26 protein-coding genes and 1 pseudogene are annotated in these 25,754 nt (G+C 67.4%); 16 read left to right on the forward strand and 11 right to left on the reverse strand.

Translation table 11 applies throughout. From position 1 onward, the window contains the following. Positions 1-209, forward strand: a pseudogene (locus ABGB19_RS14935) (hypothetical protein); the annotation flags it as partial. Positions 210-296: 87 nt separating this feature from the next. Here ABGB19_RS14935 and ABGB19_RS14940 read toward each other — a convergent pair. Further along, a complete protein-coding gene (locus ABGB19_RS14940; RefSeq protein ID WP_347686759.1) occupies positions 297-962 on the reverse strand; it encodes an O-methyltransferase in 666 nt (221 codons plus the stop codon). A gap of 289 nt (positions 963-1,251) precedes the next feature. On the opposite strand from ABGB19_RS14940, the gene ABGB19_RS14945 reads away from it, so the two are divergent. Together ABGB19_RS14945 and ABGB19_RS14950 are read left to right on the forward strand one after the other, a co-directional pair. Beyond that, positions 1,252-1,995 (forward strand): type VII secretion target, encoded by a 744-nt coding sequence (locus tag ABGB19_RS14945; protein WP_347686760.1) that lies wholly within the window; start codon positions 1,252-1,254, stop codon positions 1,993-1,995. Beyond that, positions 1,992-3,119 (forward strand): hypothetical protein, encoded by a 1,128-nt coding sequence (locus ABGB19_RS14950; protein ID WP_347686761.1) that lies wholly within the window; start codon positions 1,992-1,994, stop codon positions 3,117-3,119. The genes ABGB19_RS14945 and ABGB19_RS14950 overlap by 4 nt, the downstream gene beginning before the upstream one ends. A 1,131-nt stretch (positions 3,120-4,250) precedes the next feature. On the opposite strand, the gene ABGB19_RS14955 is transcribed toward ABGB19_RS14950, so the two are convergent. Then, positions 4,251-4,430, reverse strand: coding sequence for a hypothetical protein (locus tag ABGB19_RS14955; RefSeq protein WP_347686762.1), 180 nt, complete (start codon positions 4,428-4,430; stop codon positions 4,251-4,253). A gap of 44 nt (positions 4,431-4,474) precedes the next feature. On the opposite strand from ABGB19_RS14955, the gene ABGB19_RS14960 reads away from it, so the two are divergent. From ABGB19_RS14960 to ABGB19_RS14995, 8 genes are all read left to right on the forward strand, one after another. Then, positions 4,475-5,347 carry a secretion protein EccK gene (locus tag ABGB19_RS14960; RefSeq protein WP_347686763.1) on the forward strand — a complete coding sequence of 291 codons (873 nt, stop codon included), beginning with the start codon at positions 4,475-4,477 and terminating at the stop codon, positions 5,345-5,347. A gap of 61 nt (positions 5,348-5,408) precedes the next feature. Next, positions 5,409-6,587 carry a zinc-dependent alcohol dehydrogenase gene (locus ABGB19_RS14965; RefSeq protein ID WP_347686764.1) on the forward strand — a complete coding sequence of 393 codons (1,179 nt, stop codon included), beginning with the start codon at positions 5,409-5,411 and terminating at the stop codon, positions 6,585-6,587. 57 nt (positions 6,588-6,644) lie between these two features. Continuing rightward, a complete protein-coding gene (locus ABGB19_RS14970; RefSeq protein WP_347686765.1) occupies positions 6,645-8,105 on the forward strand; it encodes an ornithine decarboxylase in 1,461 nt (486 codons plus the stop codon). Between the two features lie 79 nt (positions 8,106-8,184). Then, on the forward strand, positions 8,185-10,023 hold the full coding sequence (locus ABGB19_RS14975; protein ID WP_347686766.1) for a hypothetical protein: 1,839 nt from the start codon (positions 8,185-8,187) through the stop codon (positions 10,021-10,023). After that, on the forward strand, positions 10,020-10,172 hold the full coding sequence (locus ABGB19_RS14980) for a hypothetical protein (protein ID WP_347686767.1): 153 nt from the start codon (positions 10,020-10,022) through the stop codon (positions 10,170-10,172). Before ABGB19_RS14975 ends, ABGB19_RS14980 begins: the two co-directional genes overlap by 4 nt. A gap of 12 nt (positions 10,173-10,184) precedes the next feature. Continuing rightward, a complete protein-coding gene (locus ABGB19_RS14985) occupies positions 10,185-10,598 on the forward strand; it encodes a hypothetical protein (protein ID WP_347686768.1) in 414 nt (137 codons plus the stop codon). Next, entirely contained in the window at positions 10,595-11,893 is a 1,299-nt protein-coding gene (locus ABGB19_RS14990; RefSeq protein ID WP_347686769.1) for a hypothetical protein, read from the forward strand. Before ABGB19_RS14985 ends, ABGB19_RS14990 begins: the two co-directional genes overlap by 4 nt. A 37-nt stretch (positions 11,894-11,930) precedes the next feature. Then, the gene (locus tag ABGB19_RS14995) at positions 11,931-12,482 is read left to right on the forward strand and encodes a nicotinamidase (RefSeq protein WP_347686770.1); all 552 of its coding nucleotides are present in this window, start codon (positions 11,931-11,933) and stop codon (positions 12,480-12,482) included. Here the strand turns inward: ABGB19_RS14995 and ABGB19_RS15000 are convergent. Next, complete coding sequence (locus ABGB19_RS15000; RefSeq protein WP_347686771.1) at positions 12,479-13,297, reverse strand: enoyl-CoA hydratase-related protein; 819 nt, start codon at positions 13,295-13,297, stop codon at positions 12,479-12,481. The two genes, ABGB19_RS14995 and ABGB19_RS15000, sit on opposite strands and share 4 nt — an antisense overlap. Before the next feature lie 99 nt (positions 13,298-13,396). On the opposite strand from ABGB19_RS15000, the gene glgX reads away from it, so the two are divergent. Then, a complete protein-coding gene (gene glgX / locus ABGB19_RS15005) occupies positions 13,397-15,589 on the forward strand; it encodes a glycogen debranching protein GlgX (protein WP_347686772.1) in 2,193 nt (730 codons plus the stop codon). Between the two features lie 7 nt (positions 15,590-15,596). On the opposite strand, the gene ABGB19_RS15010 is transcribed toward glgX, so the two are convergent. Further along, positions 15,597-15,872: a hypothetical protein gene (locus tag ABGB19_RS15010; protein WP_347687193.1), complete on the reverse strand. Its 276-nt coding sequence runs from the start codon at positions 15,870-15,872 to the stop codon at positions 15,597-15,599. Between the two features lie 433 nt (positions 15,873-16,305). Here ABGB19_RS15010 and ABGB19_RS15015 point away from each other — a divergent pair, with 433 nt between their 5' ends. Continuing rightward, complete coding sequence (locus ABGB19_RS15015) at positions 16,306-16,866, forward strand: TetR/AcrR family transcriptional regulator (protein WP_347686773.1); 561 nt, start codon at positions 16,306-16,308, stop codon at positions 16,864-16,866. Here ABGB19_RS15015 and ABGB19_RS15020 read toward each other — a convergent pair. The 4 genes from ABGB19_RS15020 to treS form a co-directional block, all read right to left on the reverse strand. Next, the gene (locus ABGB19_RS15020) at positions 16,850-17,230 is read right to left on the reverse strand and encodes a hypothetical protein (protein ID WP_347686774.1); all 381 of its coding nucleotides are present in this window, start codon (positions 17,228-17,230) and stop codon (positions 16,850-16,852) included. The genes ABGB19_RS15015 and ABGB19_RS15020 overlap by 17 nt on opposite strands. Before the next feature lie 43 nt (positions 17,231-17,273). Next, positions 17,274-17,750, reverse strand: a complete 477-nt coding sequence (locus ABGB19_RS15025; RefSeq protein WP_347686775.1) for a DUF417 family protein — start codon at positions 17,748-17,750, stop codon at positions 17,274-17,276. A 77-nt stretch (positions 17,751-17,827) separates the two neighbouring features. Further along, positions 17,828-19,162: a maltokinase gene (locus ABGB19_RS15030; protein WP_347686776.1), complete on the reverse strand. Its 1,335-nt coding sequence runs from the start codon at positions 19,160-19,162 to the stop codon at positions 17,828-17,830. Further along, the gene (treS, locus tag ABGB19_RS15035; protein ID WP_347686777.1) at positions 19,159-20,958 is read right to left on the reverse strand and encodes a maltose alpha-D-glucosyltransferase; all 1,800 of its coding nucleotides are present in this window, start codon (positions 20,956-20,958) and stop codon (positions 19,159-19,161) included. The genes ABGB19_RS15030 and treS overlap by 4 nt, the downstream gene beginning before the upstream one ends. A gap of 218 nt (positions 20,959-21,176) precedes the next feature. Between treS and ABGB19_RS15040 the strand changes: the two genes are divergently transcribed. From ABGB19_RS15040 to pyrE, 3 genes are read left to right on the forward strand one after another with little or no spacing between them, the layout of a single operon-like run. Continuing rightward, positions 21,177-21,566 (forward strand): hypothetical protein, encoded by a 390-nt coding sequence (locus tag ABGB19_RS15040; protein ID WP_347687194.1) that lies wholly within the window; start codon positions 21,177-21,179, stop codon positions 21,564-21,566. A 41-nt stretch (positions 21,567-21,607) separates the two neighbouring features. Further along, complete coding sequence (locus tag ABGB19_RS15045; RefSeq protein ID WP_347686778.1) at positions 21,608-22,408, forward strand: DUF2470 domain-containing protein; 801 nt, start codon at positions 21,608-21,610, stop codon at positions 22,406-22,408. Between the two features lie 14 nt (positions 22,409-22,422). Next, positions 22,423-23,010 (forward strand): orotate phosphoribosyltransferase, encoded by a 588-nt coding sequence (gene pyrE, locus ABGB19_RS15050; RefSeq protein WP_347686779.1) that lies wholly within the window; start codon positions 22,423-22,425, stop codon positions 23,008-23,010. A gap of 78 nt (positions 23,011-23,088) precedes the next feature. Here the strand turns inward: pyrE and ABGB19_RS15055 are convergent, their stop codons facing one another. From ABGB19_RS15055 to ABGB19_RS15065, 3 genes are read right to left on the reverse strand one after another with little or no spacing between them, the layout of a single operon-like run. Further along, entirely contained in the window at positions 23,089-24,117 is a 1,029-nt protein-coding gene (locus tag ABGB19_RS15055; RefSeq protein ID WP_347687195.1) for an ABC transporter ATP-binding protein, read from the reverse strand. Positions 24,118-24,119: 2 nt separating this feature from the next. Further along, positions 24,120-24,902, reverse strand: a complete 783-nt coding sequence (locus ABGB19_RS15060) for an ABC transporter permease subunit (protein WP_347686780.1) — start codon at positions 24,900-24,902, stop codon at positions 24,120-24,122. Next, positions 24,899-25,753 carry an ABC transporter permease subunit gene (locus tag ABGB19_RS15065; RefSeq protein WP_347687196.1) on the reverse strand — a complete coding sequence of 285 codons (855 nt, stop codon included), beginning with the start codon at positions 25,751-25,753 and terminating at the stop codon, positions 24,899-24,901. Before ABGB19_RS15065 ends, ABGB19_RS15060 begins: the two co-directional genes overlap by 4 nt. Position 25,754 lies beyond the last annotated feature (1 nt).

Raw genomic sequence — 25,754 nt, forward strand, 5'->3', positions numbered from 1 at the left:
ACCACCGCGGCATCATCACCATCCGCGGACCCGCACCCGACATCACCGTGCTCGACCACGCCGGCCGAACCCTGAGCCCCGGATCACTGGCACGCCCACCCACCCAGCCCCCGCCCGCGGTGCCACCGTGCCCCGGACCCACCGGCGAACGCGCCGACTGGTGGTGGTACGAACCCTTCCAACCCCAACCACCACCCACCAACAACTAAGTAACGGATTCAACCGGGTTGCTGCGCTGAGGCATTCGCATACTCGGGCCACCGCCATGGCACCGCGACACTCAGTCGGCGGCTGAGTCAGTCGATGATTCGGGCGACAGCGAAGCCGTCCCAGCCTTTCGTGCCCACCGTTTGAATGGCCGCGGTTTCGAGGCGCGGATGCGCGCCCATCATTTCGAGCATGTCGTGAACGGCGCGGGCCTGATGGTCGTCGGGTGCGGGGTCTAGGACGCGACCGAAACGAGCGATGTTGTCCACCACGATGATCGAGCCGGGGTGTCCGAGCTTGGTCGCCCATTCGACGTAGGCGATGTTGTTTTCCTTATCGGCGTCGATGAACGTCAGGTCGAATGGCTCGCCTCGGTCGGCGAGGGTGGGCAGGGTGTCGAGGGCGGTGCCGACGAGGAGCTCGACGCGGTCCTGCACGCCGGCGCGGGCGAAGTTGGCGCGAGCGACCTCGGCGTGTTTCGGCTCGTACTCGAGGGTGACTACGTGGCCGTTCGGCCCAACACCACGGGCCAACTGGATGGTGCTGTAGCCGGCGAGGGTGCCGATCTCCAGGACACGACGGGCACGCGAGACGGTGGTGAGTAGGTACAGCAGCTTGCCGTGTTGGGCGGACACTTCGATGGGAGGCATCCCGGCGGCATCGGCTGATTCGCGGGCGGCGCGCAGGGCGTCGTCCTCGGTATTGAGCAGGCGGTTGAACAGATCGTCGAGTGCCTTCGGGTCGGGTTCGGCCACGGCCGCAACGTTAGTCCAGTCGTGCTGGGATTTCGCACGGACCGTTTGCTGCGAATGGCGGCAACGGCGCTGTGGCCAGTGGTTCATAAGGCATCGAACCAGGGCGGGAAGTAACTCGTCGGACGTGGCACGACGAGGATCGGTGGACGTTCCCGGGCTGTCGTCGTCAATTTCGAGGTACCCAATTTGGTGCCGAAGTCGTCATTGCTGGTCCGGTAGCATTTGCCTGTGACGCCTGAGGGGGCGTGCCATTCAATCAGCGCGACGCTGATCGCTGTGCGGAGTGACGATGACTGAGGATCTGCGGGTCGATACCGGCCTGGTGCGGGATGCCGGTGGACGACTGCAGGGAATCGCCGCCGACCTTCCCGAGCCACCGGGTGTGCACCGCCCGACAGGAGTCGACGCGCTGTCGACGGCGATCGCGGCGAAGGTGACCGAGGTGGTCGACCCGGTGATCGCGCAGATGCCGCTCGCCAAGCAGGCGCTGACGCAGTATGCGCAGAATGTGATCAGCGCCGCGGGGACCTACGACACCGCCGATCGGCAGATCGCCGAGGAGACACTCAAACGAGTAGGCGAGTTCGACGAGACGTTCAAAGGCGGCGGCGCGATGGGTGGCGGATCCGGTGGTGCCGGCGCAGCTTCGGGAGCAGCTCAGGGGGCGGGCGCGACTTCACCGGTTGCGGCCGCCGCGCAGCAGGGCGGGCAGTTCGGCTCGATGATGCAGGCGCCCATGCAAATGGCGCAGCAGGCGGCACAGGCACCAATGCAGATGGCAGGCATGGCGGGAGCCGTGCCGCAGGCGGTGCAGCAGGCCGGGCAGCAGGCGATGCAGCAGGTGGCTTCGTTGTCGGAGGTGGCGGGCGAGGGCGGCTCGACGCCCGATGAGGCAAGCGCTACGGAAAGTTCTGAGCCGCAGAAGGACAAGGCGGCGCCGGGCGACCACACCGGCGAACGCGCGCCGGAAGCAGCGGCCGAGTCGCCCGAGCGGACTCGGCCAGCTGAGGCCGGACCGGAGATCGCGCTGTGACCTACCCGCCCCCGCCGGGCGGTCCGCCAGCGCCACCGCCGGGCAATCCAGTTCCGCCGCAGGGCTATCCGGGGCACTGGGGTCCGCAAAGCCAGGGGCCGTGGCCGCAGCAGCAGTGGCAGTCAGGTCCGCCACAGAAGAAGCGTGGCAATGGCTGGAAGTGGGCGCTCGGAGCGGTCGCGCTGCTCGCAGTTGTCGGAGTCACTGTCGCAGTGACGGTTTCGGTTACGTCGGGCGACGGAAACGGTGACGATCCAACACCATCAGGCGAGACTTATGGCCTCGCAAGCGCCGACAACAAGGGTCCAGTCAATATCATCACCGAGGACCCCAGCTGCGCGGCTTGGATTCCGATCCAATCGACACTCGCCAATTCGCAGGGCGCCTGGGCCGAGCGCGACCCCTCGATACCAGCGACATCGTGGACGGCTGAGCAGCGGGCGCAGTACGAAGTCGCCCGAGATGCTTACAGTGATGCCGCTGATCAAACAGTGCAGCTAGTCAAGGTGACGCCTCATCGTGTGATGCGGGAGTTATACGAGCAGTTCATTGCCTATGCTCGCGGGTACATCGACGCCATTCCGCAGTACAGTCCTGAAGACGACTACTTATCGGGGGTCGCTACTGCCAGCTCTGCAGCACTCGGTTACATCTGCGGCGCAATATCTTACGATGCCGCGCAGGCGCGAGCGCCCCTAGTGGCTGACGCGCCGGCACCAACCAAGCTGGCTCCGCTATCGGACCCGAGCAGTCCGCAACGACTCCTAACTAGACCTGATCCCACCTGTTCCGAGTGGGACAGCCTGCTGACTCAATTCCAGGTCGACACCAAGGCTTGGCAAGCTCTCGATGCGAACATCCCCGCGAGTGATTGGACACCGGAGCAACGCGCGGTCATTGATTCGGTCATTCCCGTGATGAAAACCTTTGCGGACGATATTGAAGAGTTGGGTCGGCAGAGTACCAACGCGGTGATGCAGGATTTCGCTATTCTCGCGGCGCAATACCGTCGCGCGTACGCTAACGCGTTACCTACTTACAATTCGGCAGATTCGTATCTCGCCCGGACGGCGAACCGAACAACCGCAGTTATCTACGATGCTTGCAACGCAGTTGGCGCATAGCAATGGGCATAGCGCGACCATCCGATCCTTACGGCCTCACCGTGTCACCAGCATGGCCCGAACTCGATGAAGACCTCCTGCGTGCCTGCGCTGACGACTTTTCGGGTGCAGCGAGGGTAGTCCGTAAGCAGACCGATTCTGTCAAAGGCGAACGGTCGCAGATGTTCGGAGGCGTTGGCATTTGGCACGGCCGGAGTTCCTGTCAGGCGAACAGCTCGTTAGACGACCGACTCGCAGAATTGGATGCTCTGGAAGAGAGACTTTCGACTGCGGCCAAGTTTCTTGGTGATAGCGCGACAGAGACGGTGAAGGCCAAAACGCAGATAAGCAACTTGGTTGACGCTGCCAACAAAATTTTGGATTGGGTCCGAACGCATCCCGAGCTTCCGGAGGACGTCAAAGAGGCCGCCATCAGAGCTGGAATCGATGCCATCCGGAAGGAGAACTTGTCCACGGTGGCCGCTTCAGGCTCTCGGATCTCGGGCGCGCCGCCGGCTAGTTCGAAGGCTCCTCCGTCATCCAGCGATCCTCTGATGTTTCACGGACGCGAACCGAAGCAGGGTCCCCGCATCGTTCAAGCCAGTAACGACTCATCACTCGGCGGATCGCCCGCACACGTGGCACCGGCCGCTCCGTCTACTCCCGATGCAATCAACCCGTCTAATGCTGAAGACCTGGGTGGCTCAAGAGAATTCCGCGCACCGCCAGCGCCTCCACCACAAGACCCCGATCCTTCTGGCAGTGCCCCTCCAAATACAGAGGTATCCGGCGGCAGGGGACAGATCGAGAACCCTCACACTCCGCCCCCAGCGCCTGCTGCCACTTTGCCGCCTGCGGCCGGGTCAGGTGCACCTCGATCTCCATTGGGAGGTAACAGTCCCAGCGGCCCATCCCTGCCCAGCGTCAACGCACCCTCGAGCCCTCTTTCCGGCTCACCGGGCGTCTCCGGGGGCTCTGCCGCGCCCTCAGCTCCCGCGGCTGCCGCGCCAAGCGCCCCCAGCGCCGCACCGAATCCCGCTGCGGCAGCGGCTAATCAAGCTCAGCTCGCCGAGATGAACCGCTCCATGGCCGAGGCAGCCTCCAGAGCTGCTGCGCAGCCGCCAATTCAGCCGCCGCAACCGAGCGCACCACTCAGCGCTGCACCGGTCGCCCAGCCACCCACCCCTCCCCCGGTACCGGATACCCCGCCCGCACCGGCCAATCCGACGGCGTCCGGTCCGGCCACCAGCAGTGGTCAGGCTCCCGTAGCACCGGCACCCGCACCCACTGCGCCAACTCCCGCTCCCGGACCGCCGGTCCAGCTCGGTCCACCCGCATCTCCTCCTCCCGCCGCACCCGTTGCCCCGGCTGGTCCCGTGGCACCCGCAGTCCCACCGGCGGCCGCTGCAGGTGCCGGCACCGTCGGTGCCCCTGCGCCCGTCCCGGTGTCCGCCGCCCGTGCCCAACGCGAAGCCATCGCCGCAGCCACCGCCCGGCAGCGCCCCGGCGGCAGCGATCCAGCAGTACTCGCGCACCGCATCGCCGCCGCGCTCAACGCCGGTGTCACCGACGTCGGATTCTTCTGGGTCACCGGGCTGGCCAAGGACGGCTCGATCGTCGTCGCCAACAACTATGGGCTCGGTTACATCCCCGAAGGCGTGAACCTGCCCGAGCAGGTCACGATGGCCACCGCCGACGAGAGCATTCCCGCCACCGTCCGCGGCACCTGGGCGACGTATCCGATTCTGGCGCTTCATGGTTGGGCGCAGCACCACAACACCGGCCTGCGCGCCGTCATCGCCACCGAGGACCAGTTCAAAGGGTTCGACCCAGGTGCGCCCAAGATCATTCTTCGACCCGACGACATCCCCGAGAGCGGCCAGATGGAAGGGCGCCACCGGCTGCAGGTCATATCCCCTGCTGCCGCAACACAATTGGCCGCGATCTCGGCCAACGGCCTATCGGAGATCTTGCCGCCGCCGCCCACCGACGACAAGGCGCCGAAGGACAACCGCGCGTTGCTGTGGTTCGAGGTTTTCCGACCCCTGCTGAGCAACGCGGCTGACCGCGGCCCGGTCCAACTGCAGGCCTTCGTCACCTACGCCGAGCACGTGCAAGAGCTCGCGCTGCACCGCGCACACACCGCAACGGAGGCCGCCGACCAGCGTGCCGCGATCGCCGACTGGATCTACTGGCAGCACCTCGGCGTCTTGAACTCGGACGCCATCTCCACCCGCGCCACCGTCTGAGCCCCAAGGTTTGGCCGCGGCGACAGCGGGCACGCCTCCACTGGACCAGAGGAGGACGCCCATGCGAGCAGTGACGTGGCAGGGACGGCGGAAAGTCTCCGTCGACACAGTGCCCGATCCCGCCATCAAAGAGCCGAACGACGCCATCATCCGAGTTACCAGCACCAACATCTGCGGCTCAGATCTGCACCTATACGAGATTCTCGGCGCCTTCATGAACCCCGGCGACATCCTCGGCCACGAAGCGATGGGCGTCGTCGAAGAGGTCGGCCGCGAGGTCAACGACCTCAAGGTCGGCGACCGCGTCGTCGTCCCGTTCAACATCTCCTGCGGCCACTGCTTCATGTGCGACCAGGGCCTGCAGAGTCAGTGCGAAACGACCCAGAACCGCGACCAGGGCACCGGCGCCGCGCTGTTCGGCTACTCCAAGCTCTACGGCGAGGTCGCCGGCGGTCAGGCCGAATACCTGCGCATCCCGCAGGCCCAGTACACCCACATCAAGGTGCCCGAGGACGGACCGGACGAACGCTACGTCTACCTCTCGGACGTGCTGCCCACCGCGTGGCAGGCCGTCGAGTACGCCGAGGTGCCCGAGGGCGGCACGCTCGTCGTGCTCGGTCTCGGTCCGATCGGCGCGATGGCCTGCCGGATCGCGGCACACCGCAAGGGCTGCAGAGTCGTTGGCGTCGACCTGGTCGACGAGCGCCTCAACCGTGCCCGCGCCTTCTGCCACGACCTCATCGACCTGCGCAAGGACAACGCCGAGGACGTCGTCAGGAGTCACACCGACGGTCGCGGCGCCGACTCCGTCATCGACGCCGTCGGCATGGAAGCCCACGGCTCGCCGATCGCCGAGACGATGCAGACCGCCGCGGGCTTCCTGCCCTCGCCCGTGGGCCGCGTCGTCATGAAGACGGCCGGCGTCGACCGCCTCGCGGCGTTGAACTCTGCGATCTCGCTCGTGCGTCGCGGCGGCACCATCTCGCTGTCGGGCGTGTACGGCGGCGCCGCGGACCCGATCAACATGATGACGTTGTTCGACAAGCAGATTCAGCTGCGGATGGGTCAGGCCAACGTCAAGAAGTGGGTTCCCGACATCATGCCGCTGCTGACCGCGGAGGACCCGCTCGGCGTCGAGCAGTTCGCCACCCACCGGCTACCGCTCGAGGACGCGCCCGAGGCCTACGAGACCTTTCAGAAGAAGGAGGACGGCATGATCAAGGTCGTCCTCAAGCCCTGACGCAGGCATGGTGAAGTCCCCCGGTTCATCGCTGCCCGGGCAGGGTACCCGCCGATCATGGACCAGTCGGAAGCGCCGTTGCTCGACGCCCTCGTCGATTACCGCAAACGGCACCGATACGGTTTCACCCCGCCCGGGCACCGGCAGGGCCGCGGCGTCGACGACCGCGTCCTGACCGTCCTCGGACACCAGCCCTTCGCCGACGACGTGCTGGCCAGCGGCGGCCTCGACGACCGTCGCACCGGAAACAATTACCTCAAGCACGCCGAGGACCTGATGGCCGACGCCGTCGGTGCCGACGTCGCCTGGTTCTCCACATGCGGAAGTTCGCTGTCGGTGAAGGCCGCGATGATGGCGGTCGCCGGTGGGGATGGCGGTCTGCTCGTCCCCCGCGACAGCCACAAGTCGATCGTGGCCGGCCTCATCTTCTCCGGGGTGCAGCCACGGTGGGTCACCCCGCGCTGGGACGCCGACCGGCACTTCTCGCACCCGCCCTCTCCCGACGACTACCGCGCCGTCTGGGACGAGTACCCCGACGCCGCGGGAGCGCTGGTCGTCAGCCCGAGCCCGTACGGCACCTGCGCCGATCTCGCCGCCGTCGCCGAGGTGTGCCACGAACGCGGCAAGCCGCTGATCGTCGACGAGGCCTGGGGCGCGCACCTGCCGTTCCACGAAGACCTGCCCACCTGGGCGATGGACGCCGGTGCCGACGTCTGTGTGGTCAGCGTGCACAAGATGGGGGCCGGCTTCGAGCAGGGCTCTGTCTTCCACCTGCAGGGCGACCTCGTCGACCAGGACCGGCTCTCCGCGTGCGCCGACCTGCTCATGACCACCAGCCCGAATGTGCTGGTGTACTCCGCAATCGACGGCTGGCGCCGCCAGATGGTCGAACAGGGCCGCGAATTGCTCGGCAACGCACTGGGACTGGTCGAGGAGCTGCGCTACGACATCGGGCTCATCCCCGACGTCGAGGTGATGGACGACGAACTGCTGGGCGCCGAGGCCTCCCACGACCTGGACCGCATGCAGATTCTCATGGACGTGTCGGCCACCGGCACCTCGGGCTATCAGGCACACGACTGGCTGCGTGAGCACAAGCAGGTCGACGTCGGCATGAGCGACCACCGCCGCATCCTGGCCACGATGTCCTTCGCCGACGACAAGGCCAGCGCCGAGCGGTTGCTCGACGCGCTGTGGGCCTGGCGCAAGGCGGCCAATGACTTCGACTCGCCGCCGCAGGTCCGGCTGCCCGACCCGGCGGAGATCCAGCTCGAGACAGCTCAACTGCCCCGCGACGCATTCTTCGCCGACGTCGAGGCCGCGCCCGTCGAGAAGGCCAGCGGCCGGGTCTGCGCGGAGCAGATCACCCCGTATCCGCCCGGCATCCCGGCGGTGGTCCCCGGCGAGATCCTCAACGACGCGGTGCTCGACTACCTGCGGTCGGCGTTGAACGCCGGCATGAACATCCCCGATGCGGCCGACACGTCGCTCAAGACGATTCGCGTAGTCGCTACCTGATACCCCTGGTTTCAGATCAGATGCTTCTGGCAACATTACCGACGAGTAAGAAGTTTCCTCCGACATTGAGGTGGGACAGATGACGGGTACCACGGAAATTTCGTATCTGGCGCAGGACGAGGGCGGCGGCGCCGCGCTCAGCGAGATCATCGGGCTGTCGGTGGCGGCGGCGATCGTCACGGCGGTGCTGCTGTGGATCGGCTGGCTGCACCGCAGCGGCAAGATCACCTGGCTGACAAGCCTGGCGGACTGGTCCGGGCGACGCTTCAAACGGCCGTCATGGGTCGCGCTGCCGATCGCGATGTTCATCGCGTCGATCATCTGCGCGCTGTTCGGGTTCATCTGGGACGTCAGCCTGCACATCGGCAACGGCCGAGACGACGGCGCACTGGCCAACCCCGCGCACTACTTCATCCTCATCGGACTGTTCGGCATCTTCGTCGCGGGCTGCACCGCGGTGGTCCTGCCGCTCGCCGGAGAACGGCCCGGTCCGGCGGCCGTACGCATCACCGACAGCTGGTACGCCCCGGTCGGCGGCATCGTGATGGCCGGCTGCGGGCTCTACGCGTTGATGGGCTTCCCGCTCGATGACATCTGGCATCGCATCTTCGGCCAGGACGTGACGCTGTGGGGACCCACCCACCTGATGATGATCGGCGGTGCGGGCTTCTCCACCATCGCCGCGGCCTACCTCGAACTCGAGGGCAAGCGCGCGGCCGGCCCGGACGCCCCCCGCGACGGCATCGGGCTCAAGTTCGTGCAATACCTGGCGTTCGCCGGCGTGCTGATCGGCATGTCGGTCTACCAGATCGAGTTCGACTTCGGCGTGCCGCAGTTCCGGCAGGTGTTCCAGCCGATGCTGATCGCCGCCGCCGCGGCGCTGGCCCTGGTCGCCGCCCGCATCTTCCTCGGCCGCGGCGCCGCGCTCCTTGCCGCGCTCATCGCCATCGGGTTGCGCGGCATCGTCGCGTTCCTGGTCGCGCCGGTGCTCGACGCACCCAGCAACTGGTTCCCGCTGTACCTCGGCGCGGCAGTCGTGGTGGAACTCGTCGCGCTGACTCCGCTGATCAAGCGCCCCGTGCTGCTGGGTGCCGTGGCCGGCTTGGGAGTCGGCACGATCGGCCTGTGGCTGGAGTCGTTGTGGATCAACACGGTCTACCCCTACCCGTGGCAGGCCAGCATCTGGCCCGAGGCGCTCGTGATGGCGGTTCCGGTGGCAATCCTCACCGGAGTGTGCGGCGCGATGATCGGCATGGTGCTGACGGGCCAGCGATTGCCGCGGCGCGCGATCAGTGCCGGCCTGGTGGTGCTGGCGGTGCTCACCATCGGCGCCGCGACGGCCAACGGGCTGCGTTACAACGTGCCCGAAAGTGCCTCGGCGACGATCACTCTGACCGAGGCTCCGAGCAGTGACGGTCAACGGTTCGTCACTGCGGATGTGCAGTTCACGCCCGCGAACATGCTCAGCGACGATCCGAACTGGGTGTCCGTGCTCGGCTGGCAGGGCGGATTGACGAACGAACGTGGCCAGTTCATCGATCACCTCGAGCAGGTCGGACCGGGTCATTACAAGTCGACCGAGCCGATGCCGGTGTCCGGAACCTGGAAGACGCTGCTGCGGGTCCATGACGGGAAGACGTTGACCGCGGTGCCGATCTATCTCGCCGGTGACCCCGCAATCGGGGCGCAGGAGGTGCCCGCCGAGGCGTCGATGACGCGGCCGTTCGTCTCCGAGATCACGATCCTGCAGCGTGAGCGCAGCCCGGACATCCCGCAATCGCTGTGGCTCATCGGATGCCTGGTCGTGCTCGTCTGCACCCTGGCCATGGTGTTCGGGATCGCTTGGGGCGGCGGCAGAATCAACAAGAGCGAGCCGACTGCCAGTGAGGCGGAGTTGCAGCCGTCAGCGCAGGCATGATGGTCGAGCACGACGTCGTCATCCTGGCCGACCACCCGATCTGGATCGCCGTGCCCGCGTTCGCCCCGGCGATCGCGGTTGCGGGCGTGGTGGTCTACATCGCCGTGAAGAACCGGCGCAAGAGTGATGGGACACCGAACGACGAGTGAAGACGGGAGATCGTGAAGAGGTATCGGGCACCGCTGATTCTGACGGCCGTCGCTTTGACCGTCGCCGGGTGCGGCGGATCGAAGAGCGAATCGGCACCGGCCGCACCGTCTGAGACGACGGTCAGCGCGTCCGATATGTCGGACGTGCAGGCACCTCCCGAACGGCTCACCATCGACATCTCGGTCACCGGCGATCGCGTCGAGCCCGTCAACGAGCAACTGCAGGCCGAGGTCGATCAGCCGATCATCCTCAAGGTCACCAGTGACACCGAGGACGAGTTGCACGTGCACTCCACCCCTGAGCACACCTTCGGAGTGAAACCCGGTCCGCCGCAGTTCTTCCAGTTCACCGTGGACGTCCCCGGACGCGTCGACGTCGAACTGCACGATTCCGGCAAGACCGTCGCGACCATCGCGGTGCAGTGACCCCGGACGGGTCCGTCACCGTGCTGGCGCACGGTCTCGGTGGGTCGACCGATCTGCCGATCCCGTACACCTATGCCCTGATCGGCGCGGCATGGGCGCTGGCGTTCACCTTCGGGGTCGTCGCGCTGGCATGGCGCAAGCCGAAGTTCGACCCGGCCAAACCCCCTCGGGCACTGCCGAACTGGGTGACCACCGCCACCGACGCACCGGCGACGCGGTGGGGCCTTGCCGTGGCCGGTCTGTTGCTCGCGGTGTGGGTCGCCATGGCCGCGTTCTTCGGCCCCCAGAACGCCGACAACCCGCTGCCCGGGGTGTTCTATGTGCTGCTGTGGATCGGCGTGGTGGCGGTGTCGGTGGTCATCGGACCGGTCTGGCGGGCGATCTCGCCGGTACGCGCGGTGCTGCGCCTACTGGGCGGACGGTCGGCGGGCCGGGCGTATCCCACGTCGCTGGGCTACTGGCCCGCGGTGGGCGGCCTGTTCGCGTTCGTGTGGCTGGAATTGGCCAGCCCCGATCCGGGTTCTCTTGGTGCCATCCGGCTTTGGCTGATCGTCTACCTCGCCGTGACGTTGGCCGGCGCGCTGTGGTGCGGCGAGCGATGGTGCGCCCGTGCCGACCCCTTCGAGGTGTACAGCGTGGTGGCGTCGCGGGTTTCGCCCCTGCGGCGTGACCCCGAGAGCGGGCGGGTGGGGATCGGCAACCCCTTCGATCACCTACCGTCGCTGCCGGTGCGCCCCGGCACGGTCGCGGTGATGGCCGTGCTGCTGGGATCGACGGCCTTCGACAGCTTCTCGGCGATGCCGCAGTGGCGCGACTTCGTCGACGACACCGCCTCGTCGACGCTGACGGCCACCCTGATCAGGACCACCGGTCTGCTGGTGTTCGCGGGGACCGTCGGCGTGACGTTCTGGTTGGCGTCGATCGCCACCGGCGGCGTCGACCGTGCGCGGCGGCGCGAACTTCCGGGCTTGATGGCGCACTCGCTGATCCCGATCGTCATCGGCTACGTGTTCGCGCACTACCTGACCTACCTCTTCGAGAAGGGCCAGCAGACGATCATCCTGCTGTTCGGCCTCGATGCCGAGGTGAGTTACTTTCTGTCGCAACACCCCGCGGTGCTGGCCACCCTCAAGGTCGGCTTCGTGGTGGCCGGACACATCGCCGCGGTGATCGCCGCGCACGACCGCGCGCTGCGGCTGCTGCCCAGCGGCCATCAACTGACCGGACAACTCGCGATGATGCTGGTGATGGTCGGCTACACCTTCACCGGGCTGTACCTGTTGTTCGGCGGGTAGCGTCGGGTTTCGCGGACGCAAGGAGCACAATCAACAGATGAGGGCGCTCATCATCGTCGACGTTCAGAACGACTTCTGCGAGGGCGGTTCGCTGGCCGTCGAAGGTTGTGCCGACGTCGCCCGCGGCATCAGTGAACTTCTCGCGGGCCACCCGGACTATGCACACATCGTGGCCACCAAGGATTTTCACATCGATCCCGGTGACCACTTCTCCGAGCATCCCGACTTCGTGGACTCGTGGCCACCGCACTGCGTGGTGGGCACCGAGGGCGCCGACTTCCATCCGCAGTTCCATCCCGACGCGGTGGAGGCCGTGTTCACCAAGGGCCAGTTCGCGGCGGCCTACAGCGGCTTCGAGGGCACCGACGAGAACGGCACGCCGCTGGCCGACTGGCTGCGCGAGCGCGGCGTCGACGAGGTCGACATCGCCGGTATCGCGACCGACTACTGCGTCAAGGCGACCGCCGCCGACGCCGTGGCCAACGGGTTCAAGACCCGTGTGCTGGCCGAGCTGATCGCCGGCGTCGCGCCGGAGTCGTCCGCCAAGGCCATCGCCGACATGCGCGCAGCCGGCGTCCAGATCGCCTAACCCGCCGTCGGGTCGACCGGCCGTCCCGTCCACGAGGGCGCACGGCCCTGCAGGAACGCGCGCACCCCCTCCTTGGCGTCGTCGTGGCCCATCAGCGCCAGGTGGATCTCGGTTTCGCGGGTCCCCACGGCCGCGCGGTCGAGATCGAACGAGTCCCACAGCAGGCGCTTGCTGGCCGCGACCGACATCGGCGCGGTGTTGACGGCGATGTCGCGCGCCAACTCGAGTGCGGCGGGCAGCACCTGCTCGGCGGGCAGCACCCGGCTGCCCAGGCCCAGCTGAACCGCCCGGTGGCCGTCGAAAGTCGTTCCGGTGAGCAGTATCTCGGCGGCGTTCGCGATGCCGACCAGCCGCGGCAGGAGCCAGTGCGAATACGCGTCCCCGACCACACCGCGCCGCACCTGCACCACCCCGTAGCGTGCCTCGGCGGCGAAGAACCGGATGTCGCACTGCAGGGCCAGGGTCAGTCCGAGCCCGATCGCGTGCCCGTTGACCGCGGCGATGACCGGCTTGCGCAACGTCCACGCGGGCACGTCGACGCCGGCGGCGCTGAACCCCTCACCCGGCGCGGCGAAGGTGTCCTCACCGGACGCGAGGTCCGCGCCGGCGCAGAAGGCAGGCGGCGTCCCGGTGAGCACGATGACGCGGACCCGGTCGTCGGCGTCGAGCCTGCGGTAGGCATCGGCCAGTTCCTGCCGCATGCCGTCGCCGACCGCGTTGCGCTGCGCCGGCCGGTGCAGCGTGACTGTTGCCACACCGCCGTCGGCAGCGGTCAACACGGTCCGGTGATCGGGCAGGTCGGAGGGGTCGGACACACGGTCTCCCTGTGATCGGCGATTTGGTTGTGATGCTGCCCCACTGGGCACACCCGTAGGGTCTCGTTGATCGGTTCGTCTCGTCGTCTGGAGTGTGCATTGACCCAAGCCGCCGCCCCGCAACCCGCCGCGCTGGAACTCTGGCCCGGTAAGGCGTATCCGCTGGGCGCCACCTACGACGGCTTCGGCACCAACTTCGCGTTGTTCAGTGAGGCGGCCGACAAGGTCGAGCTGTGCCTGTTCAGTGTCGATGGAGCCGGACGGCTCGCTGAGACGCGCCTGACGCTGCCCGAGGTCGACGCGTTCGTCTGGCACGGCTTCATCCCCAACATCGAGCCGGGCCAGCGCTACGGATACCGGGTGCACGGCCCCTACGACCCCGGAACCGGTCAGCGCTGCAACCCCAACAAGCTGCTGATCGACCCGTACGCCAAGGCCATCGACGGCAACTTCGACTGGAACCAGGCGCTGTTCAGCTACAACTTCGGTGACCCGGACAGCCGCAACGACGACGACTCTGCGCCGCACATGCCCAAGTGCGTGGTCATCAATCCGTACTTCGATTGGGGGGTGGACCGCCCGCCCGGTCACGAGTACGCCGACTCGGTCATCTACGAGGCCCACGTCAAGGGCCTCACCCAGACGCATCCCGACATCCCCGAGCACATCCGCGGCACCTACGCGGCGGTCGCGCACCCGGTGATCATCGAGCACCTGCGGTCGCTGGGCGTGACCGCGCTCGAGTTGATGCCCGTGCACCACTTCGCCAACGACTCGACACTGGTCGACAAGGGCTTGTCCAACTACTGGGGTTACAACACGATCGGCTTCCTCGCGCCGGACTCCAAGTACAGCTCCAACCCGAACCCGGGCGGTCAGGTCCAGGAGTTCAAGGCGATGGTGCGCGCGCTGCACGAGGCGAACATCGAGGTGATCCTCGACGTCGTCTACAACCACACCGCCGAGGGCAACCACATGGGCCCGACGCTGTCCATGCGCGGCATCGACAACGCCGCGTACTACCGGCTCGTCGACGACGACAAGCGCTACTACATGGACTACACCGGCACGGGCAACAGCCTCAACGTCGGCCACCCGCACTCACTGCAGCTGATCATGGACTCGCTGCGGTACTGGGTGACCGAGATGCACGTCGACGGGTTCCGCTTCGACCTCGCGTCCACACTCGCCCGTGAGTTCTACGATGTCGACCGGCTGGCGACGTTCTTCGAACTGGTGCAACAGGATCCGACCGTCAGCCAGGTCAAGCTGATCGCCGAGCCGTGGGACGTCGGCCCCGGCGGCTATCAGGTCGGCGGCTTCCCGCCGCAGTGGACCGAGTGGAACGGCAAGTACCGCGACACCGTGCGCGACTACTGGCGCGGCGAGTCGGCCACGATCGACGAGTTCGCCTCCCGGCTGACCGGATCGTCGGACCTCTACGAGCACACCGGCCGACGCCCGGTCGCCTCCATCAACTTCGTCATCGCGCACGACGGCTTCACGCTGCGCGATCTGGTCTCGTACAACGAGAAGCACAACGAGGCCAACGGTGAGGACAACCGCGACGGCGAGAGCCACAACCGGTCGTGGAACTGCGGCGTCGAAGGCTCCACCGACGACGCCGAGGTCAACGCGCTGCGGGCCCGCCAGCAGCGCAACTTCCTCACCACGCTGCTGCTGAGCCAAGGGGTGCCGATGATCGCGCACGGCGACGAGCTCGGCCGCACGCAGCAGGGCAACAACAACGTCTACTGCCAGGACAACGAGCTGTCCTGGATCGACTGGACCAACGCCGACGCCGATCTGATGGAGTTCACCCGCACGGTCTCGACGCTGCGCGCCGCGCACCCGGTGTTCCGCAGGCGCCGGTTCTTCTCCGGCCGGCCGGTGCGGCATCGCGGCGGCGACGGAGCCGCCGCGGCGGCGACATCCGGCCAAGGGCTACCCGACATCGCCTGGTTCGCACCCGACGGGTCGGAGATGAGCGACGACGACTGGGACAGCGGCTTCGCCAAGTCCATCGCCGTGTACCTCAACGGCCACGGGATCCCCGACCTCGACGTGCGCGGTCAGCGGGTGACCGACGACTCGTTCGTGCTGTGCTTCAACGCCCACCACGAGGCGATCGAGTTCACGCTGCCCGCCGAGCAGTTCGGACCGGCGTGGATGCCGGTGGTGAACACCGGTGCCGACCCGGCCGACGAGTCGGAGCCCAAGCCGCTCAATGCCGCGACGGCCGTGACCGTCGAAGCGCGCTCGGTGATGGTGCTGCGGGCCGATACCGGCTAGGCGTTTCTCACTCGACGACGGGATAGAAGGAGTCGCCGTCCTCCGGCGTTCCGCTCACCTGGCCCTCGTCGACACCGTGAGCCTCGGGGTTGATGCGGTCCATCTGCACGCCCTCGTCGGCCGGGCGCGCTGTCTCGTCGGGGAGTTCGGCGGCGAGCTTCTCGTCGAGCGTCTCGCCGCCGGGTTCCTCGGCGATGTGGTCCGCGGCCACCCAGTGCTCGGGCGGATCGACGACCTCGTCGCCGTCGGCGTTGCGCACGTCGTCGGCGTCGAGAGCCTCCATCGGCCGCAGGGTGTCGTCCGTTCCGCCGGTGTCGTTCGGGGAGTCGTCGAATTCGGGGTTAACACTGACCACGAGCAATCGGTTGCCCAATCGTGCGGCCACTAAACGCCGCGGCTCGACCGCCTCACCCGCTGCTGTCGAATGCATTGCGCAGCAGCGCCGTTGGCGCGGATATCCCGGGCTTTCACCAGGTCGTATGCTAGCGTCCCACCTTGAGCAACCGCGGCTGCTGCGATGGCATCGAGGTCTTTCGACCAAGTCGTGCCGGCCGGGCGGGCTGGCGTAAGAGGCCGACGAGCGGCGGCGCTTACCCGGCGGCCGCGGTTGCCCGCCGCCTCACTTCCGGCGCGCGGCGCACATCGGTTACTTCCTTTGCCGTAGTAATTTTCGCGAGTGTCAGTAATACGGGGGTGGCCGCCGTATGCTGCCCACCATGACGGCCCCCGCCACCGCCGGCCGCCGCGTGACGGCCGACGACTGGATCCAGGCGGGGTTCGACGTGCTCGCCGAGGGCGGACCGAACGCTCTGCGCATCGGCAGGCTCTGCGACCGACTCGACGTGACCAAGGGCAGCTTCTACTGGCATTTCACCGACATGCGCGCCTACCGGGCGGCGCTGGCCAGTGCCTGGGGGAACCTGCACGACGAGCGTCGGCGGCTCTTCGAGAACATGCGCGACGCCGATCCGCGCAAGCGGCTCGGCGTGATGATGCGGACCCTCGTGTGCCCCGACCACTGGTCTCTCGAGCGCGCCATGCGCGTGTGGGCGCTGACCGACGAGACCGTGCAGTCAAGTGTCCAGCGCAGCGACGCACGCGTGCTCGGCGCGGTGCGCGAGGCGCTCATCGACTACGGGTTCGATCAGGAGGAGGCCGACGTGCGAGCGGCCGTGCTGGTGGCCACGGCCGTCGGCCTGCTGCACGAAGCCAATTCGACCGCCCAGCAGAGCGCGCCGATGAGCGAGCGCATCCTCGAGCTCATGCTCCGGCGATAGGCCGGCTGGGGGTCAGCCCGGTCGCGGCGTCGAGATACTGCAACAGATGATGCGCGGCCAGTTCGACGTCCTTGTGCCGCCACTCGGCCGCCCGGTACACGCACGCGATCAGTCCCGTGCGGTGCAGCCGCCGGAAGTCGCCGTAGACGAACGCGTAGCGCGCCTTGGTCTCGTCCTTGGCGGCTTCGGTCAGGCCGAGGTGCCACGACGCATAGTCCTGCCAGGAGTGCGACTCGAGGTACGCGTTCTGCGCGTCGGCGCGGGGCTGCACGTCACCCCAGTCGCTGTCGAGCACGTACTGGCGGGAGTCGATGAGCTCGCGCGCCCTGGCGACGGCGTCGTCGTTGAGTGCGTATTTGGCCACGACGCCATTGTCCTCCCGCCCGTGCGTGTTCTTCAGCGCTTGGTCAGCGGCGCGTCGCCCGTAGTGCGTCGGCCAATGTCCACACCGAAATACCGAACAGTGCAATGTCTTTCATCAGGAATCCGCCGGAGAGCGACAGCGCGGGGAAGCCGCCCTGCGACGCCTCCATCACACCCGGCGTGGTGAACAGGAAGCTGATGGTGGCCGAGAACAACATGATGGCCAGCAGGCTGCCCGCGACGGCGGCCTTCGGCCACCACGGCTTGACCGCCAGCAGCACCGCGGCGGCGAGCTCGAAGACACCGAGCAACGCCGAGAACGTGTACACGGAGAAGATGTCGTAAACCCAACTCATGAACGGGCTTTCCGACACCAGCGGCGCGATGCCCTGCGCTTCGTAGTTCATGAACTTCAGCGCGCCGTACCAGGCGATCACGATGACGAGGCCATACCGGGTGAACAGGCCCGCGACGGTGTCGATGGCGTGCTGTCGGGTCGGTTGACTCTGTGCAGTGGTCATGTAGCGGTGGTGTGCGTCCGGCACGGCGGCGTTACACCGCCGCGTTGTCCGAGGGCGCGGTTGACGGCCTCAGGCTGTCAACCCACGATCCGGGCAATCGACTTGAGCGGGATCGGCACCCAGCTGGGGCGGTGCCGGGCCTCGTAGGCCGCCTCGTAGACGGCCTTGTCCAGCTCGTAGGCCTCCAGCACCTGCCGGGAGTCACGCGGGTCGGCCCCGGACACCTCGGCGTAGCCCTCGCAGAACGAGGCGGCGTTGCGGTCCACCCACTCGCGCGCCCGCGCGGCCAACTGCCGGTCTCGATCGCCGTCGCCGGCCTGCTCCATGAGGCGTTGGTAGGCCGCGTACTCGTAGGACCGCAGCAGCCCGGCAACGTCGCGCAGCGGTGAATCCGGCCGCCGACGCTCGTCGAGGGGCTGGCCCGGTTCGCCTTCGAAGTCGATCAGCAGCCAGCGCTCCGGGGTGCGCAGCACCTGCCCGAGATGCAGGTCGCCGTGGATGCGCTGGACGGTGATGTGCTCCTCGGCGAGCTTGCGGTAGCGCTCCTCTATCAACGACACGTACGGCTCGAGGTCGGGGACCGACCTGGCGGCCGACGCCAGCCGCTGCAGCGCCGTCTCGGTCGGGAAGACGGTGCTCGACGTGCCCAGTTCGGCGGCCAGCGTCGCGTGCACCGACGCGACGGCCTCACCGAGCCGGTAGGACTCGCCCGCGAAGTCACCGCCCACCTCGTCGGCGTACAGGTCGCCCTCGGCGAACAGGTCACGGGTGCTGGCCGTCGCCATGTCCCAGCCCTCCGCGGAGTTGGCCGCGAACTCGGTCACCATGCCCAGTGCGCACGCGTCGCCGTGCACGTCCGTGACCGCCGTGGTTTCGAAGGACCCGAGGAGCCGGGCGACATGCGTGTTCTCGGCGCGCGCCAGCACCCGGTTCAGCTCGATGTCGGGGTTGATACCGGGCGTGACGCGGCGGAAGACCTTGAGGATGGCCTCTTCTTCGAAGATCACGCTGGTGTTGCTCTGCTCGGCACCGGACACTCGCGGGGCGGCGTCCAGCGGCAGGTCGACGCCGGGTTCTTTGACGAACCGCACGTCATCGATGGTGGCCGAGGAGTCGATCAGCGACAGTAGGTGCGCAGCCGACGCGGGTTCGTAGAGCGCGTCGTACGCGGTGCGGTCACCGTCGGTACCGATGGTGGCGATGTCGGTGTATTCGTCGATCGGTCCGGTGTTCCACTGCACCAGCACCTGGTACCGCTCTTGGGTCTGGTCGGCGTAGGACACATCGACCAGCACCAGGTCCAGGTCGTTGCCCAGCGCGATGCTCGCCGCCTGCCGCACCCCGGCCAGTTCCCGGCTGCGTCCGGCATACCACCGTTGGTGCGGTAGCCATTCGTCGAACGGCAGCGTCATGACTGATCTCCATGTTCCGGGGTCGGCGGCCTCAGCGAGAACCAGTAGAAGCCGTGACCCGGCAGGGTCAGCAGGTACGGCAGCTGGCCGATGCGGGGAAACTCAACGTAGCCGGTCATCTCGATAGGCGTGTACCCGTTGTAGGCCTGAAGGTTCAGCTCGATGGGCTGCGGAAAGCGGGACAGGTTGTTCACGCACAGCACGGTGTCCTTGGCGCCGTCGTCTCCCTCGAGCTCTCGGACATAGGTCAGCACGGAGGGATTCGACCCGCTCAGCTCGTGAAAGCTGCCCGTGGCGAACGCCTCGTGGCGCCCGCGCACCGCGAGCATGGTGCGCGTCCAGTTCAGCAGTGAGGTCGAGCTGTCCCGCTGCGCCTCGACGTTCACCGACTGGTAGCCGTAGATCGGATCCTGGTTCGGCGGCAGGTAGAGCCGGCCGGGGTTCGCGGTGGAGAACCCGGCGTTGCGGTCCGGCGTCCACTGCATCGGCGTGCGCACACCGTCGCGGTCACCGAGCCAGATGATGTCGCCCATGCCGATCTCGTCGCCGTAGTACAGCACCGGCGAGCCGGGCAGCGACAGCAGCAGCGCGGTGAACAGTTCGATCTGGTTTCGGTCGTTCTCCAAGAGCGGTGCCAGCCGGCGCCGGATGCCGACATTGGCCTTCATCCGCGGGTCCTTGGCGTACTCGGCGTACATGTAGTCGCGCTCTTCGTCGGTGACCATCTCCAGCGTCAACTCGTCGTGGTTGCGAAGGAAGATGCCCCACTGCGCCAACTCGGGGATGTCGGGGGTCTGCGCCAGGATCTCCGAGATCGGGAAGCGGGACTCGCGCCGGACCGCCATGAAGATGCGCGGCATCAACGGAAAGTGGAACGCCATGTGGCACTCGTCGCCTTCGGTCTGCGGATCGCCGAAGTACTCGACGACGTCGGCGGGCCACTGGTTCGCCTCGGCGAGCAACACGCGCCCGGGGAACTCGTCGTCGACCACCTTGCGGCAGTGCTTGAGGAACGAATGGGTTTCGGGCAGGTTCTCGCAGTTGGTGCCCTCCCGCTCGAACAGGTACGGCACGGCGTCCAACCGGAACCCGTCGATGCCCAGGTCGAGCCAGAAGCGCAGGACGTCGAGCATCGCCTCCTGCACGGCCGGGTTGTCGTAGTTCAGGTCGGGCTGGTGGGAGAAGAACCGGTGCCAGTAGAACTGCCTGCGCACCGGATCGTATGTCCAGTTGGACTCTTCGGTGTCGACGAAGATGATGCGCGCGTCCTCGTAGCGCTGGCTGGTGTCGCTCCACACGTAGTAGTCGCCGTACGGTCCGTCGGGGTTGCGCCGCGACTCCTGAAACCATTCGTGGGAGTCCGAGGTGTGGTTCATCACCAGGTCGGTGATCACCCGGATGCCGCGCCGGTGCGCGGCGTCGAGCAACTCGACGAAATCGTCGACGGTGCCGAACTCCGGCAACACCTTGTAGAAATCACGGATGTCGTAGCCGCCGTCACGCAACGGCGAATCGTAAAACGGTGGAAGCCAAAGACAGTCCACCCCAAGCCATTTCAGATAGTCGAGCCGCTCTGTCAAGCCTCGTAGATCGCCGGAGCCGTCCGCGTTGGAGTCGTGGAACGCGCGCACCAGCACTTCGTAGAAGACCGCCCGCTTGTACCAGGTGCGATCGGTGGGCAAAACCCGGGCGTGGCCGAAATCCTCGGCGGTCGGGTGTTCGACGACACCGTCCTCGACGTGACTGCCCTCCGCCGGGTCGTGCCCAGCGACGGAACCTGCGCTGCTGTGATCCATACCGGTTCAAACCTACCCATGTCGAGAAGAATTGAATCGCCGCGATTTCCCGCCGCCGATCACCGCGGTGAACCGGTTGAATCCCCAGTGCGATCGGGTTACCGTTTCGGGCGTTGTCGATCCGCTCCCCCCCGACGAATTGAGTGGCTGTGGCTGATTCCGTGCCCAACGATGGTGAAGCTCCGGTAATTGTCGGCATGGCCGACGCCGCGATGCACATGTACGGCGCCGCCATCGACGCACTGCCCGATCACAGCGATCCCGAGTTCGCCGATCGTGTCGGCGTCATCCTCGCGGGCATGCGCAAGCTGACGGGCACGCTGACGGAGGCCGCGGGTCGCAGTCGCTCCACCCCGTCCGTCATCGTCGCGCTCAGCGGTGTGCGTAAGCGCTACGACGAGTTGATGGAGAACGCGGCCACCGGGCCCAACGCGACGCTGGGGCAGCGACTCTACGTCGCGCGTGGCCGCGCGAAGCTGTCGACCAAGGAGGCCGCCAACGGCGTCGGTCTGCGCAAGGACCTGATCGAGGCCGTCGAGGCGGAGGAATCCGCCTCCGAGGAAGAGACCACGCGCATCAAGGACCTCATCGCCGCGCTCGGCGGCTGAGTCGGCATACGGCAGGACCGCTGCTTGGGTATCTTTCGTGCGTGACAACGCGCGATCACGGCGATCCGGGCGACGCCCCGTCGATTCCTCCGCCCCTGTCCGAAGTGGCTAATTCCGTGCGGCCGTCGGCGGCCGAAGAAGCGCGAACAATCGCTGCGTCCACCAATTCCGGCACACTTGCGACATTGACCGAGCACGGCGATCCGTGGGCGTCGTTCGTGACCTACGGATTGCTCGGCGGCGCACCGGTGCTGTGCGTGTCCAACCTCGCCGAGCATGGGCGCAACCTCGCGAACGATCCGCGCGCGAGCATCGCGATCGTCGCGCCCAGTTCGGAGACCGATCCGCTGGCCAGCGGACGGGTCACGCTGGCGGGTGCCGTCGAGCGTCCCGTCGGCGATGAACTGGCCGCCGCGCGCGAGGCGCACCTGTCCGCCGTCGCGGCCGCGAAGTACTACATCGACTACAGCGACTTCACGCTCTGGGTGCTGAGGGTGCATCGGGTGCGTTGGGTCGGCGGGTACGGCCGCATGGAGTCGACGACGGGCGAGGCCTACGCCGCGGCGGGCGCGGACCCGGTGCAACCCCTGGCGGCGGGGGCCATCGCGCACCTCAACGCCGACCACGCCGAGGCGCTGGTCGCGATGGCGCAGGTGCTGGGCGGCTACCCGGACACCACCGCGGCGACCTGCACGAACCTCGACCGGTACGGCCTGGACCTGCGCCTGGAGACCCAGCGCGGGATGGCCTACACCCGGGTCGGCTACGCCGCGCCGATCGACTCCATCGACGAGTTGCGTTCGGCCACCGTCGAGTTGGCTCGGCTGGCACGACAGGGCTAGATACGATCACCACTATGTCTGCTGCCGCTCCCGCCTCCAAACGACCGGCCACCTGGCAAGCGGCGTTCGACCTCATCGCCACCCGCGGGCACGAGCGTCGCGACGAGCCGTTCAGGCTGGCCAGCGGCCAGCTCAGCCACGACTACATCGACGGCAAGTACGCGATCGACACCGGTGAACGGTTGACGATCGTCAGCCGCGCGGTGGCCGAGTTGGCGGCGGCCCACGGCATCGAGTTCGACGCGGTCGGCGGGCTGACCATGGGCGCCGACCCGCTGGCGCACGGCGTCGCGATGGTGACCGGCAAGGCGTGGTTCTCGGTGCGTAAGGAGCAGAAGCAGCGGGGGCGTGAGCAGTGGATCGAGGGCACCCGCCTGCAGCCTGGCGCGCGGGTGCTGCTCGTCGACGACGTGATCAGCACCGGTGGATCCACCGAGATCGCGTTCGACCGGGTGACCGCCGCGGGCGCGGTGGTGACCGGCGTGATCCCGATGGTCGATCGTGGCGACATCGCCGCCAAACGCTTCGCGGCGCGCAACGTGCCGTTCGCCGCGCTGGTGACGTATCGCGATCTGGGCATCGAGCCGGTCAAGGACGTCTAGGCCGGAGCCGCAGCGGTCCGAGCGCGCATCCTGGTACGGAATCGAGGCGTGAAACCGTACAACGGTGCGCGCTCGCGGCTAGGCCGGTATCACCAGCACGCCGCCGGACTGCACCCCCACCGTCACCGCGTCCCCCGGCGCGATGGCACGGGCGGCCGAACTCGCCAGCTGCGCGGTGACGACCACGCCGTCGGGCAGCGTGACGTGGACGCGGGAGATCGGCCCCAGGAACGCCACCGAACTCACCGTCGAGGCGCCCGCCGGATCCGCGGTCACGGTGATCGCCTCCGGCCGCACCATCGCCACCCCCGAGCCGCCCGTGATCGATCGCGCCAGCGTGGGCAGCGACGTGCCCATCAGCTGTGCGCACCCGTCCGAAACCGTCGCGGGCACCTTGTTGTTCAGCCCGACGAACTCCGCGACGAACGGCGTCGCGGGGTTGGCGTACAGTTCCGCGGGCGCGGCCAGTTGTTCGAGCCGGCCCTGGCTCATCACGCCGACACGGTCGGCGACCGCGAGCGCCTCCTCCTGGTCGTGCGTGACGAACAGCGTCGTCGTCCCGACCTCCAGCTGCACGCGGCGGATCTCGTCGCGCAACTGCGCGCGGACCTTGGCGTCCAGCGCTGAGAGCGGCTCGTCCAGCAGCAGCACCCGCGGCTGGATCGCCAGCGCGCGGGCCAGCGCCACGCGCTGCTGCTGACCACCGGACAGTTCGGCGGCGTACTTCTGCGTGTGTGCCGACAACCCGACCAGCTCGAGCATCTCAGCGGCCCGGGATGCCCTCCGGCTCTTGGCTTTTCCGCGCATCTTGAGACCGAAGGCCACGTTGTCCAGCACGGTGAGGTGCGGAAAGAGGCTGTAGGCCTGAAACACCATGCCCATGTCGCGCTTGTTCGCGGGCACCCCGCTGATGTCGCGTCCGTCCACCGACACCGTGCCGGACGTCGCGCGGTCCAGGCCGGCGAGGATGCGCAGCGCGGTCGTCTTCCCGCACCCCGACGGACCGAGCAGCGCGACGAACTCACCCGGTTCGATGTGCAGGCTGAAACCGTCGAGCGCCTTGACGGGCCCGTAGATCCGGGTGAGGTCGGCGAGGTCCACGGCCACGCTCACGCCGTCACTCCCTGGATGCGGCGCCGACCGCGGGTGAGCACCGAAAGCGCAAGCAGCAGAACGAAGCCCAGCAGCAGCACGGCCAGCGACGCGGCGACCGATGTGGGTCCGTCGGTCTTGCCGATCGCGACGATCTGCACCTGCAGCGTCTGGTACCCGCTCAGCGAGGCGATCGTGTACTCCCCCAGCACGACGGCGATGGAGATGAACGACGCGGACAGGATGCCCGACCAGATATTGGGCACCACGACCCGCAGCATCGTCGACGTCCACCCGGCACCCAGGGAGCGGGCCGCCTCGGTGAGGGTCCGCAGGTCGATCGACGACAGCGCGGCGTCCAGCGCGCGATACGCGAACGGCAGCACCAGCACGATGTAGACGAACGTCAGCGTCAGCGCGGACTCGCCGAGAAAGTAGGTCACCCAGAGGTACACGTTGCGCAGGCCCACCACGATCACCAGCGCCGGAATCGTCAACGGCAACAGGCACAGGAACTCGATGAGACCCTTGGCCCACGGTGCCCGTAACCGCACCCAGATCATGGTCGGCAACAGCAGGACCAGCATCGCGATCACGGTGAAGACCGCGAGCAGCAATGAGACCACGATCGCCGCATACAACGCGTCGTCGACGACCAGGTTGGCCCAGGCCTGCGGCGTCCGTCCGCCCGCGATCAGGTTGCGCGTCGAGAAGTCGGCCATCGCATACAGCGGGAACAGGAAGAACACGCCGAACACCGACCACAGCACGCCGCGAAACACTTTGGCACTCATGCTCATCGCAGCCACCTCGCGGTGCGCCGCACCAACGCGTTGTAGGCCACCATGACCGCGGCGACGACCACGACCATCTCGAGCGCCAGGGCGTACGCGAAGCCGGATTGCCCGAGCACCACCTCGCTGGTCAGCGCCGCCCGGATGAGCAGGGGCACGATCGGGCTGCCCTGGCTGACCAGCGCCGCGGCGGTTGCATAGGCGGCAAAGGCGTTGGCGAACAACAACAGCGCCGACCCCAGAAATACCGGCGTCAACAACGGCACGGCCACCTCGCGGAAGTACTGCCACCGCGAGGCGCCGAGGCTGACGGCCGCTTCGCGCCACTGGTCGCGCAGGCCTTCGAGCGCGGGCACGAAGACGATCACCATCAACGGGATCTGGAAGTACGTGTACACCACGATCAGCCCGGTCAGCTCGTAGAGCCAGCCCGACCCGGCCAGGTTCCAGCCGAAGGCCTGCTGCACCCACAGGGTCAGCACCCCGTTCAGCCCGATCGTCGCGAGGAAGGCGAATGCCAGTGCCACCCCGCCGAATTGGGCCATCACACTGCACAGTGAGATCACCGCGCGACGCACCATCGACGACGGCGGGCTGGACACGATCAGCCAGGACAGCACCGCGCCTGCCACCGCGCCGATGACGGCCGTCGACCCCGACAGCACCACGCTGCGGCCCAGTGCGGACAGTGCGGCACCGGAGAACAGCGCCTCGATGCGGGTCAGCGAGAACACGCCGTCGACGACGAACGCGTTGACGATGACGGTGACCGTGGGGATCAGCAGGAAGACCACCACCACCGCCAGGAACGGCAGTAGCGGCAGGAACAGGGCCAGGGACTCCCGCAGTCTTCTCAGG

Origin of the sequence: Mycobacterium sp. B14F4, from assembly GCF_039871645.1 — a bacterium.
In the GTDB taxonomy this organism is placed as follows: Bacteria; Actinomycetota; Actinomycetes; order Mycobacteriales; family Mycobacteriaceae; genus Mycobacterium.

Excerpts from the sequence above, each read along its gene's own strand:
- ABGB19_RS14945 (WP_347686760.1), top strand. The coding sequence starts at position 1,252 with ATGACTGAGGATCTGCGGGTCGATACCGGCCTGGTGCGGGATGCCGGT.
- ABGB19_RS14965 (WP_347686764.1), top strand. The coding sequence starts at position 5,409 with ATGCGAGCAGTGACGTGGCAGGGACGGCGGAAAGTCTCCGTCGACACA.
- ABGB19_RS14970 (WP_347686765.1), top strand. The coding sequence starts at position 6,645 with ATGGACCAGTCGGAAGCGCCGTTGCTCGACGCCCTCGTCGATTACCGC.
- ABGB19_RS14975 (WP_347686766.1), top strand. The coding sequence starts at position 8,185 with ATGACGGGTACCACGGAAATTTCGTATCTGGCGCAGGACGAGGGCGGC.
- ABGB19_RS14980 (WP_347686767.1), top strand. The coding sequence starts at position 10,020 with ATGATGGTCGAGCACGACGTCGTCATCCTGGCCGACCACCCGATCTGG.
- ABGB19_RS14995 (WP_347686770.1), top strand. The coding sequence starts at position 11,931 with ATGAGGGCGCTCATCATCGTCGACGTTCAGAACGACTTCTGCGAGGGC.
- ABGB19_RS15010 (WP_347687193.1), bottom strand. The coding sequence starts at position 15,872 with ATGGAGGCTCTCGACGCCGACGACGTGCGCAACGCCGACGGCGACGAG.
- ABGB19_RS15015 (WP_347686773.1), top strand. The coding sequence starts at position 16,306 with ATGACGGCCCCCGCCACCGCCGGCCGCCGCGTGACGGCCGACGACTGG.
- ABGB19_RS15025 (WP_347686775.1), bottom strand. The coding sequence starts at position 17,750 with ATGACCACTGCACAGAGTCAACCGACCCGACAGCACGCCATCGACACC.
- ABGB19_RS15030 (WP_347686776.1), bottom strand. The coding sequence starts at position 19,162 with ATGACGCTGCCGTTCGACGAATGGCTACCGCACCAACGGTGGTATGCC.
- treS (WP_347686777.1), bottom strand. The coding sequence starts at position 20,958 with ATGGATCACAGCAGCGCAGGTTCCGTCGCTGGGCACGACCCGGCGGAG.
- ABGB19_RS15040 (WP_347687194.1), top strand. The coding sequence starts at position 21,177 with ATGTACGGCGCCGCCATCGACGCACTGCCCGATCACAGCGATCCCGAG.
- pyrE (WP_347686779.1), top strand. The coding sequence starts at position 22,423 with ATGTCTGCTGCCGCTCCCGCCTCCAAACGACCGGCCACCTGGCAAGCG.
- ABGB19_RS15060 (WP_347686780.1), bottom strand. The coding sequence starts at position 24,902 with ATGAGCATGAGTGCCAAAGTGTTTCGCGGCGTGCTGTGGTCGGTGTTC.